We start from the raw sequence: 15,714 nt of genomic DNA, 5'->3' as shown, positions 1-15,714 counted from the left end.
GGAGACCCGTCGGGAGTCATGTCCCGTCATCCCTTGGCTGAATGCATAGGCCTTGGGAAGCCAACCCGGGGAAGTGAAACATCTCAGTACCCGGAGGAAGAGAAATCAACCGAGATTCCCTTAGTAGCGGCGAGCGAACGGGGACTAGCCCAAACCGGTGTCTTTCGAGGCGCCGGGGTTGTGGGGCCGTCATCACGTGATCCGGAAGTAGATAGCGGAACAGGCTGGGAAGCCTGGCCATAGCGAGTGAAAGCCTCGTACGCGAAGTCGAACCCGGCGCAGACGGTACCCGAGTAGGGCGGGGCACGTGAAACCCCGTCTGAATCTGGGGGGACCATCCTCCAAGGCTAAATACTCATCAGCGACCGATAGTGCACAAGTACCGTGAGGGAAAGGTGAAAAGGACCCCTGTTAGGGGAGTGAAAGAGAACCTGAAACCAGTTGTCTACAAGCGGTTGGAGCGGACATAGTTCCGCGACAGCGTGCCTTTTGCATAATGGGCCAGTGAGTTACTCTGTGCTGCGAGGTTAAGTTTCGACGGAGCCGTAGCGAAAGCGAGTCTGAACAGGGCGTTCAGTAGCGCGGAGTAGACCCGAAGCCGGGTGATCTATCCATGGGCAGGCTGAAGCTCGGGTAAAACCGAGTGGAGGGCCGAACCGGTAGAAGTTGAAAATTCTTCGGATGACCTGTGGATAGGGGTGAAAGGCCAATCAAACCCGGTAATAGCTGGTTCTCCCCGAAATATATTGAGGTATAGCCTCGGATTAGGTTGACGGAGGTAGAGCACTGACAGGGCTAGGGGGCCCACCAGCTTACCAAACCCTATCAAACTCCGAATGCCGTTTAACCGATGTCCGGGAGTCAGACTGCGGGTGCGAAGGTCCGTAGTCGAGAGGGAAACAGCCCAGACCGCCGGCTAAGGTTCCCAAATCCATGCTCAGTGGGAAAAGAGGTGGGACTACTGAGACAGCCAGGAGGTTGGCTTAGAAGCAGCCATCCTTTAAAGAAAGCGTAATAGCTCACTGGTCTAGTGGTCCTGCGCTGAAAATGTAACGGAGCTAAGCATGGTACCGAAGCCGCGGGCCGATCATAGATCGGCGGTAGGGGAGCGTTCTCACACGGGATGAAGGGAAAGGCGTGAGCCGTCCTGGACTTGTGAGAAGTGATTATGCTGGCATGAGTAACGATAAAATGGGTGAGAAACCCATTCGCCGTGAGCCCGAGGGTTCCTGGGTAAAGTTAATCTGCCCAGGGTGAGTCGGCCCCTAAGGCGAGGCCGAAAGGCGTAGCCGATGGGAAACAGGTTAATATTCCTGTACCAGCGCATACTGCGATGGGATGACGCAGGAGGGTAGGCCATCCGGGTGTTGGACATCCCGGTGCAAGCGAGTAGCCAGATCTGGTAGGCAAATCCGCCAGGTCGACGGTGAGACGCGATGCCGAGTCCGCAAGGACGGAAGTGGTTGAGCCCAGACTGCCGAGAAAAGTCTCTAAGCTTCAGGTATGTGCTGACCGTACCGTAAACCGACACAGGTGGGCGGGGTGAGCAACCCAAGGCGTTCGAGGAAACTCTGGTCAAGGAACTCGGCAAAATGACCCCGTAAGTTCGCGAGAAGGGGTGCTTCTTGTGGTGGCGAATTCTCTTCTCAAGCCACGAGGAGCCGCAGAGAAATGGCGGGGGCGACTGTTTACTAAAAACACAGGTCTCTGCGAAGTCGCAAGACGACGTATAGGGACTGACGCCTGCCCGGTGCCGGAAGGTTAAGGGGTGGGGTTAGCCGCAAGGTGAAGCCCTAAACCGAAGCCCGGTAAACGGCGGCCGTAACTATAACGGTCCTAAGGTAGCGAAATTCCTTGTCAGGTAAGTTCTGACCTGCACGAATGGCGCAACGATCTCCGCGCTGTCTCGACCAGAGACTCGGTGAAATTGAAGTGGCGGTGAAAATGCCGTCTACCCGCAGAAGGACGGAAAGACCCTGTGCACCTTTACTACAGCTTGACGTTGTGTTCTGGGCTGGCATGTGTAGGATAGGTGGGAGGCTTTGAATCGTGTACGCCAGTATGCGTGGAGCCATCCTTGAAATACCACCCTTGCCAGTCTAGGGCCCTAACCCGTAGCCGTCATCCGGCGCGGGGACAGCGTCTGGTGGGTAGTTTGACTGGGGCGGTCGCCTCCCAAACAGTAACGGAGGCTCGCAAAGGTCCCCTCAGGCTGATTGGAAACCAGCCGTCGAGTGCAAAAGCAGAAGGGGGCTTGACTGTGAGAGAGACATCTCGAGCAGGGACGAAAGTCGGCTTTAGTGATCCGGTGGTCCCGCATGGAAGGGCCATCGCTCATAGGATAAAAGGTACGCCGGGGATAACAGGCTGATCGCGCCCAAGAGTTCACATCGACGGCGCGGTTTGGCACCTCGATGTCGGCTCATCACATCCTGGGGCTGGAGCAGGTCCCAAGGGTACGGCTGTTCGCCGTTTAAAGTGGTACGCGAGCTGGGTTTAAAACGTCGTGAGACAGTTTGGTCCCTATCCTCTGTGGGCGCAGGAGAACTGCGAGGGGCTGCCCCTAGTACGAGAGGACCGGGGTGGACGAACCTCTAGTGTTCCAGTTGTCGCGCCAGCGGCACGGCTGGGTAGCTACGTTCGGAAAGGATAACCGCTGAAGGCATCTAAGCGGGAAGCCTGCCTCAAGATAAGTTCTCCCTGGAGCTTCGGCTCCCTGAAGATCCCTGGTAGACCACCAGGTGGATAGGCCGGAGGTGGAAGCGTGGCGACACGTGGAGCTGACCGGTACTAATCGATCGTGCGGCTTACTCCCCATACTTACAACGCGCTCCTCGTTGCCATTCATATACTTGAAGGCATTTGTCCTGGTGGCCACAGAGCGGGGGTCACACCCGATCCCATTCCGAACTCGGCAGTTAAGACCCGCATCGCCGATGATACTGCGGACTAATCCGTGGGAAAGTAGGTCGCCGCCAGGGCTCATTTCCAAAAGCCCCCGGTTCTCAAAAAAGAACCGGGGGCTTTTTGTTGTTGGCTTCTTCGTACAGTTGTATAGCCTTTAAATCCGGCATGCCATCTGCACTTCTCCGTGTTCTAGGAGAAACATACCGCATGCAACATTCCGGTTTTTCGCAAGGAGTCGTCGAAGCCGCCAAGCAAGTGTTGGCTGAATCTCCCGAATTCGTTCGTAAACTACGTGACGCACAACTGTTTTTGGAGCGAGGGCGTCCCAAAATGACACTTTCGCGGGAAAGCCTCAGTCCCGAATTTGTTGCAAAATTGATGCTGTTGGCGAGAGATGCGAAGGGCACTTCTTCCGGATAGATTGAGTGGAGTGGAGAACTCCGGCCGCTAGATCTCGGGTACATGGCTCTCATTGCGTTTAAGGCCGCGATTACCGTATATTGCTCCGAACCTCCTCTTGTGGTAGGGGCATCCTTCATTCTTCAACCTCGCCAAGGAGCCCGTGATGCCACTCGATCCCAAAGAATGCATACTTTACAGCGGCGGCGCCCGTGGTGCTGAGGAACTGTTCGGCCGCATGGCCGAGCGGCAGGGCCTGGAGGAAGTAAATTACACCTTCGAGGGGCATCAAATGGAACGGCAGCGGGGACAGCGCTTTCTGACGCAGGAGGAGCTGAACCTCAAAGACGTCAGCATGACCTACGTTTCCAAGCTGATGAACCGGAATTATTCCCGCGCTCCGCTTTTCCGCAAAGTGCTCCAGTCCATCTGCTGGATGGTATCAAGCGGAAACGAGATTTTTGTCGTGGGTAGCGTGCAAGAGGACAAGACGGTCAAGGGCGGAACCGGCTGGGCGGCCGAATTCGCCAAACTGTGCAATAAGCCCTTGTTTTGCTTCGATCAGCAGCGAGATTCCTGGTTTCACTGGATCAAGGACACCTGGGAAATGGTCGAAAAGCCCGTTATCAGCCACCATCATTTCACCGGTACAGGAACCAGGTTTCTGGAGGACAATGGGCGAAAGGCCATTGAGGAGTTGTTCACTCGCAGCTTTACATAGCGAGCGATTCTACACCGCCGTGGGAGGCCGGCGGCAACGCCGGCCTCTCTACTTATCAGGATAGGGGAAGCGTACAAGCAGGCAGGCGCCTTGGTCTGTGGGGGGAAATTCCACACTGCCCCGTATTTGTCCGGCGAGTGTGGAGATGAGTTTCAGCCCAAGCCTTTCCTCGGCGGAATGCGCTTTGTCGGTGAATCCTTCTCCAGTATCACATATAAGCAGACGGCATTCACCGGAAACCTTTTGAAATGAAATCGTTATTGTTCCCGCCAGATCATCGCCAAATGCGTGTTTCAGGCTGTTGGTTATTATTTCATTGACGATCAACCCCAGTGGTATGGCTGTGTCCAACGGCAGATAGATGTGCTCGCTATCAATCCGCAATAACACCCGCTCTTGAGCCGAATAAGTGGATACCAAGTCCTCGCTTATGCGGCGCATGTAATCGTCGAAAGGAACTGCACTGAGGTTTTCGGTCTGGTAGAGGCGCTCATGAACCAGCGCCATGGACTGAATCCTCCCCTGTGCGGTACGAAAAATATCCTCGGTTCCGCGTCCTCCGTGCATGATCTGCAAATTGAAGAGGGAGGATATGATCTGCAGATTATTCTTCACCCGATGGTGAATCTCCCGCAACATCACCTCCTTTTCTCGCAGGGAATTCTGTAGCCGCAACTCAGCCACTTTCCGGGAAGTTATGTCCCGAACCACTGCTACACAAAGGCGTTGATCCCCGAAACCGACCATTCTCGCGTTCAATTCGAATGTCCGTCCGGTATCTCCGTGCGGGAACGTGGTTTCCAGTATGGCCGCTTCTTCGCCGTTATTGGGAAGGGCTGACAGTACGGATGCGTCTTCTTCTGGGAGGATTTCGTCGAGCCGCATGCCAAGCAAATCATCGGGTGGAAGACCGCTGAGGCTTGAAGCTGTAAGGTTGGCCTCTGAAATGGTCAGGTTTTCTGGATCAAAAACAAAAATCGCTTCGCCGACTTGATCCATAATTGCTCGAAAACGCTCAAGTTCACCAAGACGATGCTGCAGTTCCGGGTAATAGCTTTTACGGACGGAGCGTTCGCCAAGCCCGATGAGGCGGTCGCGAAGCGAGTATTTATCGTGTGAATATTCCGGCATATGTCACGCCAACTTCTTTATCTGGGGCTTTTACCCGAATGTTGTCAACATGGGCTTACCTTGCGGGAATGCTCCCGTTGGGGTAGTGTACTATTTCCATTCGACATCATGAGATTATTCGCAAATTAGGGAGGTTATCATGAGCGGTTCCGACAAGGTTCATTCCATTACCGACTACAAGGACGAGAATCCGGACGGCGAGGCCAACCTCGCCAACGAGGTTGCCGGTCGTACCAGCCGTGACATGGCCAAGGTCTCCATCTTCATTTCCATTCTGGCGGTCCTGCTTCTGGTCGTGTTCTTTTTCGGTCTGAACCAGAACATCCGAGGCCTCACCAGCGAAGTGGAAGCCCTGAGCGGGCTTGAGCAGGAGGTCGGGCAGCTCTCCGGCTCTGTTGAAGGGCTGGAGCAGCGCGTGGACAACATGCCGCAGCAAATGCGTCAGGCCATGGTCGTTGACGCCCTGAACGAGATGAACGCTCGCCTCGGCCAGATCGGTGAAGGGTTGAATGAAACCCAGGCGGCAAGACTGAACGAGGCCATGCAACTTATGCAGCAGGTTCAGGCCGACCTCGAGTAGGCGAAGCGTTTCTTCCGCATTCACAAAGGCCTTCCGTTCCGGCGGAAGGCCTTTTTTGATCATGGACTGGGAACCCCAGGATGGTTAAGTAGTCGGTCCTGAAAAAGGCCTTTCAGATTGAATCAGGCGTACTTTAGTCTGCCCCGACTCCAGGTTCCGAAGCAGAGCCAAGGGGCGAAAAGAGACAAAAAGTGCTTCAGTCCCCGCATCCACTTCTTGAAGTTGAACGCGGCTGCGGCCATCAGCAGGTTGATCGCATCACCGAGGGCCCCTTTCAGGAAGTTTTTGGCCATGCGGAAGTCGTGTTTGAGATGTCCGATCACCGGCTCGATGCCAGCGCGTCTGCGAAAACGTTGCCTGGCCTTTCGTCTCTGGTAGGGCGTGTCGCTTTTCTTCGGCCGGCCCGGAATCAGAATGCTCGTGTCACCGACTTTTTTGCGCCCCCTGTAACCCCGGTCACAGATGGCCGCCTCGGGGCAGGATTCCGTGATTTGCGAAACTTGCTCCAGAACATCCGGCAGGGTGTGACCGTCGAAAACGTTCTCCTTGAAGGACATGGCTCCTACGATCACACCGGTGGTCTTGGTCCAGGCGATGGAGGCCTTGCGTCCGAACTCGTACTTTTTGTGCTCTTTGCCCTTGCCGATGCAAAGCACGTCCGGTTCGTGCAGGCTGTAGATCTTGTTCTTGTCGGTACGTTTCTGGTCATGGACCCGGCGGAAGAGCTGCATAGCTTCCCTGTGCCTGGCCAACGAATCCCTGGGCAGTTTGCGCTCAAGTTCGCGGATCAGGACGCCAGCCATGGTCCGAATGCGTTTGATGATCTTGCGACTCTTGAATCGCTGGCGCAGGAGGCCTGGCAATTCACGGCGGAAACTGCGGCGCAAGCTGATTCCTTCGAACTCGGCGATGGCCCTGCATCGCTTGATGACCTTGGTCAGAAGCTTCACGTCAGTGGGGAAGGTGATGTTCTTCTCCTGGACCGTGGTGTCCACGGCGATCTCCCGCTCCATGGCGTCGTCGCCGTGCAGACCCACCGAGACCTCGAAGATCAAACGCGCCCCACCCTCGCCGATGCGTTTGCGGAAATAAACCAAGTCCGTGGGGTCACAAGGAAGCCTCCACCGGAAATGCGTCTCACCGCAGAAGGCCTGATAGTAGGGGTTCCGGACCCAAGCCTCAATGACACGCTCGTCGCTCAGATTTTCAAGCTGCTTGAGGATCATGAGCCCGACCATGAGTCTGATGGGCTTTGCTGGACGACCATACTCACTATAGAGGCTAGAAAACTCCTGCTCGAACCTTTCCCAGGGGATGTTCGCTGCAAGCTTGAGCAGCGGGTCCTTGGGATTGAGCTGATCGATGAGGTCCTCGTAGAGGAAATTGCCCTGATCGCTTTTGGCTGGCTTGGCCTTCATCATCACTCCCGAACCGGTGACGGCGCGACCGGTTTCTTGCAGAATCACTACAGTTCCTGGTCGAGAATGATACATTGAATGCTACACTTTGTTAATTCTTTTCAGTGTCATAGATGTTTTTCAGGGCCGACTAAGTACATGGTTGGAGATTCACGTGGCCAGTCCCTCACGTTTGATCATGCACCTTGACATGGACGCTTTCTTCGCTTCGGTGGAGCAGGTGGACAATCCCGAACTAAAAGGAAAGCCCGTCATCATTGGCAACAACGATCGGGGCGTGGTTTCCGCGGCTTCATATGAAGCCCGCGTTTTCGGTGTGCGATCCGCCATGCCGGTGGTACAGGCCAGGCGCTTGTGTCCGCAGGGCGTTTTTTTGCCTGGTACACATGGCCGCTACAGCGAGGTTTCCCGACAGGTCATGGACGCGGTGCGGAGCTTCTCTCCTCTCATGGAGCAAACCTCGGTTGACGAGGCCTATGTGGACGTGACCGGCATGGACCGCTTGGTTGGGCCTCCCATGCAAGTTGCGCTGGCTGTCAAACGCGCCATTCGAGAGGCAACAGGGCTGACTGCGTCGGTTGGTATGGCGCCTAACAAGTTTCTGGCCAAGATTTGTTCTGACAAGGACAAACCCGACGGGGTATTCATCCTTGAAAAAGACGCGGTGCAGGATTTTCTCAAAACCCTGCCTGTGGGAGATATCCCGGGGGTGGGCAAGAGGATGGTGCGAGCCCTGGAGGTATATCAGGTCAGTTACGCCGCGGAAATCCAGCGTTTCAGCCGTGATTTCTGGCTCCGCCGTTTCGGTGAAAAGGGAGGCGTTTTTCTTTGGGAGCGGGGCCACGGGAGGGGTAGCGATGAAGTGGTGCCCCACAGCGATCCCAAGTCCTGCGGCGCGGAAAACACGTTTCAGAAGGACACGCGGGATTATGAAATCCTGACCAGTTGGTTGTACTTGCAGGCCGAGCGGGTGGGGCGGATGCTCCGCCGCAAGGGGCTCAAAGGCAGAACAATTACATTGAAACTCAAATACGCCGACTTCACTTCCCTTACCCGCAGTCATTCCTTGCACATGGCGGTGGATGACACGGAAAACATCTTCCGCACCGCCAGCGAATTGCTGGAACGACTTGGCCCAGAGCGTCCGGTGCGTCTCATTGGTATCTCTGTCTCCGGATTCGGCTTCGGTTCGGTCCAACTCGGCTTGCTGGATGAATCCTGCGAGGACAAGGGGTCCGCGCGACTGGACCGCACTCTGGACGCCATCCAGGAACGGTTCGGTGCGGGAGCTGTGCAACGGGGGAGGGTGTTCGGCTTCAAGGACAGGTCATGAGTCTGTTTACACCGGATCAACTCGAGAAATACGCCGACGTTCTGCTTTGGGCGCTCCGCACATCGCGGGGAAAAGCGCTCACTTCCAGCGAGTCGGTTCTGGTTAATTTCGACCGTCAAGCGCATGGTCTTGCCGAAGTCCTTCACACAAAGCTGCTGCAAGCCGGTCTTAACCCCTTTCTGCGCATTCTGCCCACGCCACGCATGGAGCGCGCTCTCTACAGTGAAGGCCGCTTCAACCAAATCAGGTTCATTCCCCCCGGCGAAGAGGAAATGCTTCGCGGTATTGGCGGGGCCATCCATTTGCTTGCGCCCGAGTCCTTGACCCACCTGGCGGATGTGGATCCGGATGACCTCAGCTTGAGGCAGCTTTCCCGCAAGCCTTTGCGCGACCTCCTCGACAGGCGTGAACAGGCGGGCGCTTTCGGCTGGACCCTGGGAATCCACCCGACCGAGGCGCTGGCCGCGCAGGCGGGGATGCCGGTGGAGGAATACGCAGCGGAAGTGGCTGCGGCCTGCCTGCTGAATCTCGGCCAGCCCGAGAAGGATTGGGCGCTTATTCACAAGCAAACCGCCGAGATCCGTGCTTGGCTTGACGGCATGGGTATATCCACCTTGCGTGTGGAATCCGAACGATGTGACCTGGAGATGGGGGTAGGCGACAATCGCCGCTGGCTGGGGTTGACGGGCCATAACGTCCCTAGCTTTGAAATCTATACCTCGCCGGACTGCCGAACCACCCGGGGCGTGTATTTCGCGGACCAGCCGTCCTTTCGTCAGGGGAACATCGTGCAGGGCGTGCGGCTGGAGTTCAAGCGGGGCAATCTTGTCGGCCTCTCCGCTGAGCGTGGGGAAGCATTCGCCATCCGCCAGACATCCATGGACCCCGGCGCCAAGCGTCTGGGCGAGTTCTCCCTGACTGACGCGCGGTTCTCTCGCATCAAGCGGTTCATGGCCCACACGCTCTTCGACGAGAACTTTGGCGGCGAACAGGGTAATTGCCACATCGCTCTGGGTATGGCCTACCCGGACACCTTTGACGGAGAGCCCGCCATACTCAACAGTGATCTGAAGAAGGCACTGGGGTTCAACTCCTCCGCCCTCCACTGGGACCTTGTTAACACCGAGGCAAAGATCGTCACAGCACACCTTGCCGGGGGCGGCAGCAAGGTCATCTACGAGAACGGCTGTTTTACATTGTAGGCCTCGTTACCATGCGCCCACCGGGTCTTGGCAGCGGTGGACTTATGTGATAATTATCACATTCGCGTTCGACTGATTAGAAAAATCAACACCTTAGGAGGACCTCATGGCTTTGATCTGTGTTGGCCACAAGAGCCCGGATACCGACACCGTCGTGTCGGCCATCGCCGCCGCCGACCTGTACAAGAAGTTCAAGGGCGCCGACGCCAAGCCCGTGACCCAGAGCGAGATCAACCCCGAGAGCAAGTTCGTGCTGGAGAAGTTCGGCCTGGCCACCCCCGAGGTGGACGCCGACGCCACCGGCAAGGAACTCTGCCTGGTGGACCACTCCGACAAGTCCCAGAGCATGGACAACCTGGAGAAGGGCGAGATCAAGTGCATCATCGACCACCACAAGCTGGGCGACATCACCACCCCCGAGCCGCTGGAGATGTGGGTCTGGCCCGTGGGCTGCTCCGCCACCGTCATCAAGAACATGTACGATTTCGCCAAGATCGAAATTCCCAAGGACATCGCCGGCGCCATGCTCTGCGCCATCCTGTCCGACACCGTGATGTTCAAGTCCCCCACCTGCACCGATTTTGACAAGCAGGCCGTCGAGGACCTGGTTAAGATCTCCGGCATCTCCGATTATCAAGAGCTGGGCGTGGAGATGTTTAAGGTCAAGAGCGCCGTGGACGAAGCCACCGACCTGGAACTGCTCAAGCGCGACTACAAGGACTTCGACATGGGCGGCAAGAAGGTCGGCATCGGCCAGCTCGAGGTCGTGGACCTGTCCATGCTGGAAGGCCGCAAGGACGGCCTCTACGAAGAAATGAAGAAGGCCAAGGAAGCTGGCGGCCACCACTCCATCTTCCTGCTGCTGACCGACATCATGAAGGAAGGCTCCGAGATGCTGGCCATCACCGACGACGCTTCCGTGGTCGAGAAGGCCTTCGGCAAGGGCCTGGATGGCCGCAGCGTCTGGCTGGACGGTGTGCTGTCCCGCAAGAAGCAGGTCGTGCCCCCCTTCGAGAAGGCTTTCGCCTAAACCTTCCCGCGCTTAAAACAAACAAAAGGCCCGCTCGGGAATCCCGGGCGGGCCTTTTTCGTTCTGTGACCGGCTGGCCGTTACAGCAGGCCGGCCAGTTCCAGGGCGTCGCGCACCAGGGCCTCGTTCTTCTCTTCCATTGGGTAGAGTGGCAGACGCAGTTCGGTTTTGATCTTGCCCATCATTCCCAGCGCGGTTTTGGCCGGAATCGGGTTGGTTTCGGCGAACATGGCCCGGCACAGTGGCGCCAATTGGTAGTGCAGGTCCTTGGCCCGGTTTGTCTCCCCCGCGGCGTAAGCCTCGCACATGGAGGCCATGAGGGAGGGAGCTATGTTTGTGACTACGGAAATGACGCCGTGGCCGCCAACGGACAAGGAGGGTAGCACGGTGAAGTCATCTCCCGAGAGGAAGGCGAATTCGGGGCCGCACAACTCGATGATGCGGGAAACCTGGACGAGGTCGGCTGTGGCCTCCTTGACCCCCTTGACCTGCTGGATGGTCGAGAACAGCTCGGCCTGGGTTTCCGGCAGGCAATTCACGCCTGTGCGCCCAGGCACGTTGTAGACGATAAAAGGCAGGTCCACTTCCTGGGCGATGGTTTTGAAATGAGCCACAAGCCCCCGCTGGGTGGGCTTGTTGTAGTAGGGTGTGATAAGCAGCGCGCCGTCCGCTCCGGCTTCCTTGGCGTAGCGGGTCAGTTCCACCGCCTCGCGGGTGTTGTTGGAGCCCGCGCCGGCCAGAACGGGAACGCGTTTCTTGGTCTGGTCCACGCAGATGGAGATGACTCGTTTGTGCTCCTCATGAGACAGCGTGGCGGATTCGCCGGTAGTGCCGCAGGGCACAAGTCCATGGATGCCCTGCTCGATCTGCCACTCGATGAGGTCGCGGTAGGCCGTTTCGTCGACTTCGCCGTCACGAAACGGTGTAACCAGTGCCGTGAAGGCGCCCTTGAACTGCATGGCTCGCTCCTTTGCTCTTATTCCCGCGCGCGTTCCAGCAGCGCGTCCATTTCCGGATCAGCCTCCACGTCATCCTTAAGGGGGACGACGGTGGAGCGGATTGTGTCCTCGCTCCAGCGGAACCCCTCACCATGGGGCCAGGCCAGAACCTCGATCCTTTGCACGGCCTTGCCCTCATCGTAGGGACGAGTCCATAGCACCGTGTTCTCCCGAGCGAGCTTGCCGGCCACGCCAGGACCGGGACCGGTGCCCCAAAGGATATGGAATTGGCCGTCGGAAGTCTTGAGCAGTTCCTGCTCCGCGTCCACGCCCCAGGGTGTCGCCACCACGACCAAGTCCACCTCATTGGAAAGCCTCCCGGCTTCCCTCAGAACGTCATCAAAGATCGTTTCCGGATGCTCCGTATGCGGGGTGAGGACGAGTCCGACAAGACCTCCAGGTGTGGAGAATGTCAGTCCCACAGGGCCGTCCGGCGCGATGAAAGGAGCCGGAGGCTCCACCCCGCCCCGGTGAAGGTAGTCGATTTCCTCGGGAGCGAGCAGCCCGGCATCGTAATCCAGGGCGGCATACGCTTGCGTCAGAGCGTTTGCCCGGTTGGTATGGGGCGGATCGTGCCGAGGTGGAGCGAACTCCCACGCGCCGCCGAAAGCGAGCAACCTGTCCCCGGCGCGCTTCCGCGCCTTGGAAAAGAGGGTGGCCCTCCGGGCCAGCCCGCCGATGGTGCTCTGCCGTCAGGACGGGCAAGGCCTGTATTCCCCGTGCGAGTCGCCAGTCAGCAGAAGGGTCAGTTCCGGTGAGGCCGAAGCGGGTTTCGGCCCGGCCACCAGACACAGGGCCAGGATCAGGAGAAAGGCGACTCGTTGCGGCATGCCTACCTATTGAGGAATTCTTTCAGCTCCTTCCCGGGGCGGAAGAAGGGAAGTTTCTTGGGTTGAACCTCCACCAGCTCGCCGGTCTTGGGGTTGCGTCCGGTGTAGCCCTTGTAGTCCTTGATCTTGAAGCTGCCGAAACCGCGAATTTCCACCCTGTCGCCCTGGACGAGGGAGTCCTTGATGGAATCGATGAAGCCATTGACGATCATCGCGGCGTCATCGACGTGGATCTCTTTTTCCTCGGCCAGGGTCTTGATCAACTCGCTCTTGTTCATTGTCCACCCTCGCGTTGTGGTAAGGACACAGGGCGGCCGCCTATCGGTCGCCAAAGTCACGAACGTTCCTGATCAAACTGCCCAAAAAGCGGTTCCAACGTCAAGAATCATTCCGCAAGAGCCGGAAAGGAACGCAGAATGGGAGTCTGACCGATGAGGTCGAGATTGTCTTGCCGGAATCGCTCCAGCCTGGTGGCGATGGCCGTCAAGTCCTTGGCCGCGTCGGAACCGGGGGCGTAGCGCATCAGAGGCTGTTGACGCCGGACGGCCTCCAGCACGGCCGGATCGCTGCGGACCGTTCCCAGGTGGCGGATGTTGATTTCCAGGAAGCGCTGGCAGGCGGCGTGCAGCCGTTCAAAAGTCTGTTTGCCTTCGCTTTGGCTGGCCTGGTTCACGACGATCAGAAAATCGTCGATACCGTGCTGTTGGTGCAGAACCTTCATAAGAGCGTAGCTGTCGGTGAGCGAGGTTGGTTCGGGCGTGACGATAACCACCCGCATCTGGGTCATGGTGGCGAAGGAAAGCACCGTGCGATTGATGCCCGCGCCAAGGTCCATGAGAAGATAGCGGTAGTCGCCAATGAGGCGGACGAGTTTCCGGAAGAGAATGTCCTGCATGTCCTCGTCCATCTCCACCAGTTCCGGAACGCCCGAAGCGGCCGGAAGGAAGTCGAACCCTCCCTGCTCCAGGGCCACCACGACCTCCTTGGGGAAAATGTCGGGCTTGATCAGGTCCTGGAGGTTGCGTTCCGGTGAGATGCCCAGGAGAACGTCGAGGTTGGCCAAGCCGAGGTCGCAGTCCATGAGCAGCAGGGGATGCCCCCTGGAACGCATGGCGTATCCGAGGCTGAGGGCGATGTTGGTCTTGCCCACGCCGCCCTTGCCGCTCATGACAGACACGCTGAGAGTGTTGTTCGTGTTCTCCATGGTCGTCCTACTTGATTCCGGAGAAGAGAAATTTCTTTTCGTTGGAATGGACAAGGGTCTTGTCGATAACGGATTCGGCCATGTCGGGAATTGGGGCCGTCACCACCCTGTCCTTGCCAGCGGCCTTGGCCTCGTAGAGGGCCTTGTCGGCCATTTCAATCAGTTTTTCCGTTTCCAGGGAAACCCTTCCCTTGTAGCTGACGATGCCCACGGAGCAGGTCACTGGAATCCGTTGACCGTCGCACGCAACCCGAATCTCGCGGATGTCATCCATGAGCCTCGCCAGCATGGCCTGGCTGCGAAGCTGTCCCACGCCGGAAAGCACCAAAGCGAACTCCTCGCCACCGATGCGAGCGGCCAGGTCATAGCGCCGGGTACCCTGTTTCAGCAGGTCGGCGAAACGCCGCAACACCTTGTCGCCACAGGGGTGTCCGTGTGTGTCGTTGATCCGCTTGAAGTCGTCGATGTCAAGGACGACGAGGGTCAGGGCGCCACGGTTGCGATGGGCCCGCTCAACCTCGACATCCAGCACCCGCTCGAAGAAGCGACGGTTGGCCAATCCGGTGAGCGCGTCGTGTTCGGCCAGGTGAACCAAGTCATCCAGGCGGTTCTGCAGGTCCAACAGGTGGGGATAGAGTTCGCCGTCCAGCGGCACGGCCATCCATTCCGACAGGTTGTGGCTCTCCACCAGTTCGGACCATTCACCTTCGGGCAAGCCGGGGCAAAGCCGCATGATGGCCAGGGTGTCCCGGGGATCGTCGCACCGGCTGTCAGGTCCTCGCTCCTTCAGACTCGACCGAAGGCGCTCCAGCTCCTGGGCCAACTCCTGCCGGTTGTTTCCGTTCACGGTGTCATCCTGCATGGAATTGCAACAGGTAGCTGCGGATGAAATCATCCAGTTGACCATCCAGCACCGCATCCACGTCGCCTACCTCGGTGTTCGTCCGGTGGTCCTTGGCCAGTCGGTAGGGCTGCAGGGTATAGGTGCGGATCTGGCTGCCCCAGGCTATGGCCTCCTTGTTTTCGTAGGCCGCCTGGCGCTCCTCCTCGCGTTTTTTGACCTCGGCGTCGTAGAGCCTGGCTTTGAGAATCTTGTAGGCCGCGTCGCGGTTGCGCAATTGCGATTTCTCGCTTTGGCACTGAGCCACCACCCCCGTGGGGATGTGGGTCAGCCTGACCGCGGAGGAGGTCTTGTTGACGTGCTGGCCGCCCGGGCCGCTGGAGCGGTAGGTATCCACCCGGACGTCCTCCTCGCGGATGTCAATCTCGATTTCCTGTCCCGCGTCAGGCAGCACGTCCACCGAGGCGAAAGAGGTATGCCGACGTCCGGACGTGTCGAAGGGGGAGATGCGGATGAGGCGATGGATACCTTTTTCTCCCTTCAGGAAGCCGTAGGCGTGCTCGCCTTCGACCTGCACGGTAACACTCTTTACCCCCGCCTCGTCCCCGTCAAGGTAGTCAAGTTCCTTAAACCCGTATTCGTTGCGCTCCGCCCACCGCCGGTACATGCGCAGCAACATGGCCGCCCAGTCCTGGGCTTCTGTGCCGCCGGCCCCGGGGTGGATTTCCAGAATGGCCGAGGCCTTGTCCTCCGGCTCGGAAAGCAAGAGGCCCATCTCCAGCTCCCGCAGAAGCCTGCCCAGATTCTTGAGCTGGTCGTCCAGAGCCTGCAAGGCCTCGCTGCTGTCGTCCTCCTGGGCGAGTTCCAGCCAGGCCTCGGCGTCCTCCTTGGCCTGACGCAGGGCCTCCATGCGTTCCACCTTGGATTCCAGGCGGCTCTTTTCCTGCAGCAGGGGGGTCATCTTGTCCGGGTTGTCCCAGGCCCCTGGTTTGGAAAGTTCTTCTTCTATTTTCTTGAGGCGGTCCTTGAGGCTGGGCAGGTCAAAGCCGCCCCCAGAGGGAGTCGTACTGTTCCAGAAGTGGCAGGGCTTCCGTCTTGAGTTCAGCGAGTTGCAGCATGG

Annotated in this window: 14 protein-coding genes and 2 rRNA genes (1 of these 16 only partly in view); 8 read left to right on the top strand and 8 right to left on the bottom strand. The window is 58.1% G+C overall.

The window, feature by feature from the left end:
• The 4 genes from N911_RS0105920 to N911_RS0105910 form a co-directional block, all read left to right on the top strand.
• A 23S ribosomal RNA gene (locus N911_RS0105920) occupies positions 1-2,815 on the top strand; it begins 122 nt to the left of the window's first position.
• A gap of 51 nt (positions 2,816-2,866) precedes the next feature.
• Positions 2,867-2,981, top strand: a 5S ribosomal RNA gene (gene rrf / locus N911_RS0105915).
• Positions 2,982-3,114: 133 nt separating this feature from the next.
• Positions 3,115-3,327 (top strand): hypothetical protein, encoded by a 213-nt coding sequence (locus N911_RS18240; RefSeq protein ID WP_138774345.1) that lies wholly within the window; start codon positions 3,115-3,117, stop codon positions 3,325-3,327.
• Between the two features lie 145 nt (positions 3,328-3,472).
• The gene (locus N911_RS0105910) at positions 3,473-4,027 is read left to right on the top strand and encodes a hypothetical protein (protein ID WP_029895290.1); all 555 of its coding nucleotides are present in this window, start codon (positions 3,473-3,475) and stop codon (positions 4,025-4,027) included.
• A gap of 48 nt (positions 4,028-4,075) precedes the next feature.
• Here N911_RS0105910 and N911_RS17920 read toward each other — a convergent pair whose 3' ends face one another.
• Entirely contained in the window at positions 4,076-5,158 is a 1,083-nt protein-coding gene (locus tag N911_RS17920) for a sensor histidine kinase (protein ID WP_081859062.1), read from the bottom strand.
• Positions 5,159-5,297: 139 nt separating this feature from the next.
• Here N911_RS17920 and N911_RS0105900 point away from each other — a divergent pair, with 139 nt between their 5' ends.
• Positions 5,298-5,738, top strand: a complete 441-nt coding sequence (locus N911_RS0105900) for a hypothetical protein (RefSeq protein WP_029895285.1) — start codon at positions 5,298-5,300, stop codon at positions 5,736-5,738.
• Positions 5,739-5,860: 122 nt separating this feature from the next.
• Here N911_RS0105900 and N911_RS0105895 read toward each other — a convergent pair whose 3' ends face one another.
• Positions 5,861-7,156 (bottom strand): IS5 family transposase, encoded by a 1,296-nt coding sequence (locus N911_RS0105895; protein ID WP_237559856.1) that lies wholly within the window; start codon positions 7,154-7,156, stop codon positions 5,861-5,863.
• Positions 7,157-7,310: 154 nt separating this feature from the next.
• On the opposite strand from N911_RS0105895, the gene dinB reads away from it, so the two are divergent.
• The 3 genes from dinB (at position 7,311) to N911_RS0105880 (ending at position 10,721) form a co-directional block, all read left to right on the top strand.
• Complete coding sequence (gene dinB, locus N911_RS0105890; protein WP_272913348.1) at positions 7,311-8,489, top strand: DNA polymerase IV; 1,179 nt, start codon at positions 7,311-7,313, stop codon at positions 8,487-8,489.
• A 2-nt stretch (positions 8,490-8,491) separates the two neighbouring features.
• Positions 8,492-9,691 carry an aminopeptidase gene (locus N911_RS0105885; protein ID WP_029895279.1) on the top strand — a complete coding sequence of 400 codons (1,200 nt, stop codon included), beginning with the start codon at positions 8,492-8,494 and terminating at the stop codon, positions 9,689-9,691.
• A gap of 106 nt (positions 9,692-9,797) precedes the next feature.
• Positions 9,798-10,721 carry a manganese-dependent inorganic pyrophosphatase gene (locus N911_RS0105880; protein WP_029895277.1) on the top strand — a complete coding sequence of 308 codons (924 nt, stop codon included), beginning with the start codon at positions 9,798-9,800 and terminating at the stop codon, positions 10,719-10,721.
• A gap of 80 nt (positions 10,722-10,801) precedes the next feature.
• On the opposite strand, the gene dapA is transcribed toward N911_RS0105880, so the two are convergent.
• The 6 genes from dapA to prfB form a co-directional block, all read right to left on the bottom strand.
• Positions 10,802-11,680, bottom strand: coding sequence for a 4-hydroxy-tetrahydrodipicolinate synthase (dapA, locus tag N911_RS0105875; protein ID WP_029895275.1), 879 nt, complete (start codon positions 11,678-11,680; stop codon positions 10,802-10,804).
• 17 nt (positions 11,681-11,697) lie between these two features.
• A complete protein-coding gene (locus N911_RS19165; protein ID WP_425266028.1) occupies positions 11,698-12,399 on the bottom strand; it encodes a UshA-like (seleno)protein family 2 in 702 nt (233 codons plus the stop codon).
• 152 nt (positions 12,400-12,551) lie between these two features.
• Positions 12,552-12,881 (bottom strand): HU family DNA-binding protein, encoded by a 330-nt coding sequence (locus tag N911_RS0105865; protein WP_272913356.1) that lies wholly within the window; start codon positions 12,879-12,881, stop codon positions 12,552-12,554.
• A gap of 53 nt (positions 12,882-12,934) precedes the next feature.
• Positions 12,935-13,753, bottom strand: coding sequence for a MinD/ParA family protein (locus N911_RS0105860; protein ID WP_029895270.1), 819 nt, complete (start codon positions 13,751-13,753; stop codon positions 12,935-12,937).
• Between the two features lie 7 nt (positions 13,754-13,760).
• Entirely contained in the window at positions 13,761-14,615 is an 855-nt protein-coding gene (locus tag N911_RS0105855) for a GGDEF domain-containing protein (protein WP_029895268.1), read from the bottom strand.
• Positions 14,605-15,712, bottom strand: a protein-coding gene (prfB, locus tag N911_RS0105850; protein ID WP_202593857.1) for a peptide chain release factor 2 whose coding sequence is annotated in 2 segments (ribosomal slippage) — positions 14,605-15,636 and positions 15,638-15,712 — 1,107 coding nt in all. Because the reading frame shifts where the segments join, the coding sequence is not laid out codon by codon here. The genes N911_RS0105855 and prfB overlap by 11 nt, the downstream gene beginning before the upstream one ends.
• Positions 15,713-15,714: the final 2 nt, after the last annotated feature.

Source organism: Desulfohalovibrio reitneri (genome assembly GCF_000711295.1).
GTDB classification, from domain to species: domain Bacteria; phylum Desulfobacterota; class Desulfovibrionia; order Desulfovibrionales; family Desulfovibrionaceae; genus Desulfohalovibrio; species Desulfohalovibrio reitneri.
This window is presented reverse-complemented; position numbering and strand designations above follow the sequence as displayed.

Coding starts and splice junctions, on each gene's coding strand:
- N911_RS0105855 (WP_029895268.1), bottom strand. CDS start 14,615: ATGCAGGATGACACCGTGAACGGAAACAACCGGCAGGAGTTGGCCCAG.
- N911_RS0105880 (WP_029895277.1), top strand. CDS start 9,798: ATGGCTTTGATCTGTGTTGGCCACAAGAGCCCGGATACCGACACCGTC.
- N911_RS0105900 (WP_029895285.1), top strand. CDS start 5,298: ATGAGCGGTTCCGACAAGGTTCATTCCATTACCGACTACAAGGACGAG.
- N911_RS0105895 (WP_237559856.1), bottom strand. CDS start 7,156: ATGAAGGCCAAGCCAGCCAAAAGCGATCAGGGCAATTTCCTCTACGAG.
- dapA (WP_029895275.1), bottom strand. CDS start 11,680: ATGCAGTTCAAGGGCGCCTTCACGGCACTGGTTACACCGTTTCGTGAC.
- N911_RS0105860 (WP_029895270.1), bottom strand. CDS start 13,753: ATGGAGAACACGAACAACACTCTCAGCGTGTCTGTCATGAGCGGCAAG.
- N911_RS0105910 (WP_029895290.1), top strand. CDS start 3,473: ATGCCACTCGATCCCAAAGAATGCATACTTTACAGCGGCGGCGCCCGT.
- N911_RS17920 (WP_081859062.1), bottom strand. CDS start 5,158: ATGCCGGAATATTCACACGATAAATACTCGCTTCGCGACCGCCTCATC.
- N911_RS18240 (WP_138774345.1), top strand. CDS start 3,115: ATGCAACATTCCGGTTTTTCGCAAGGAGTCGTCGAAGCCGCCAAGCAA.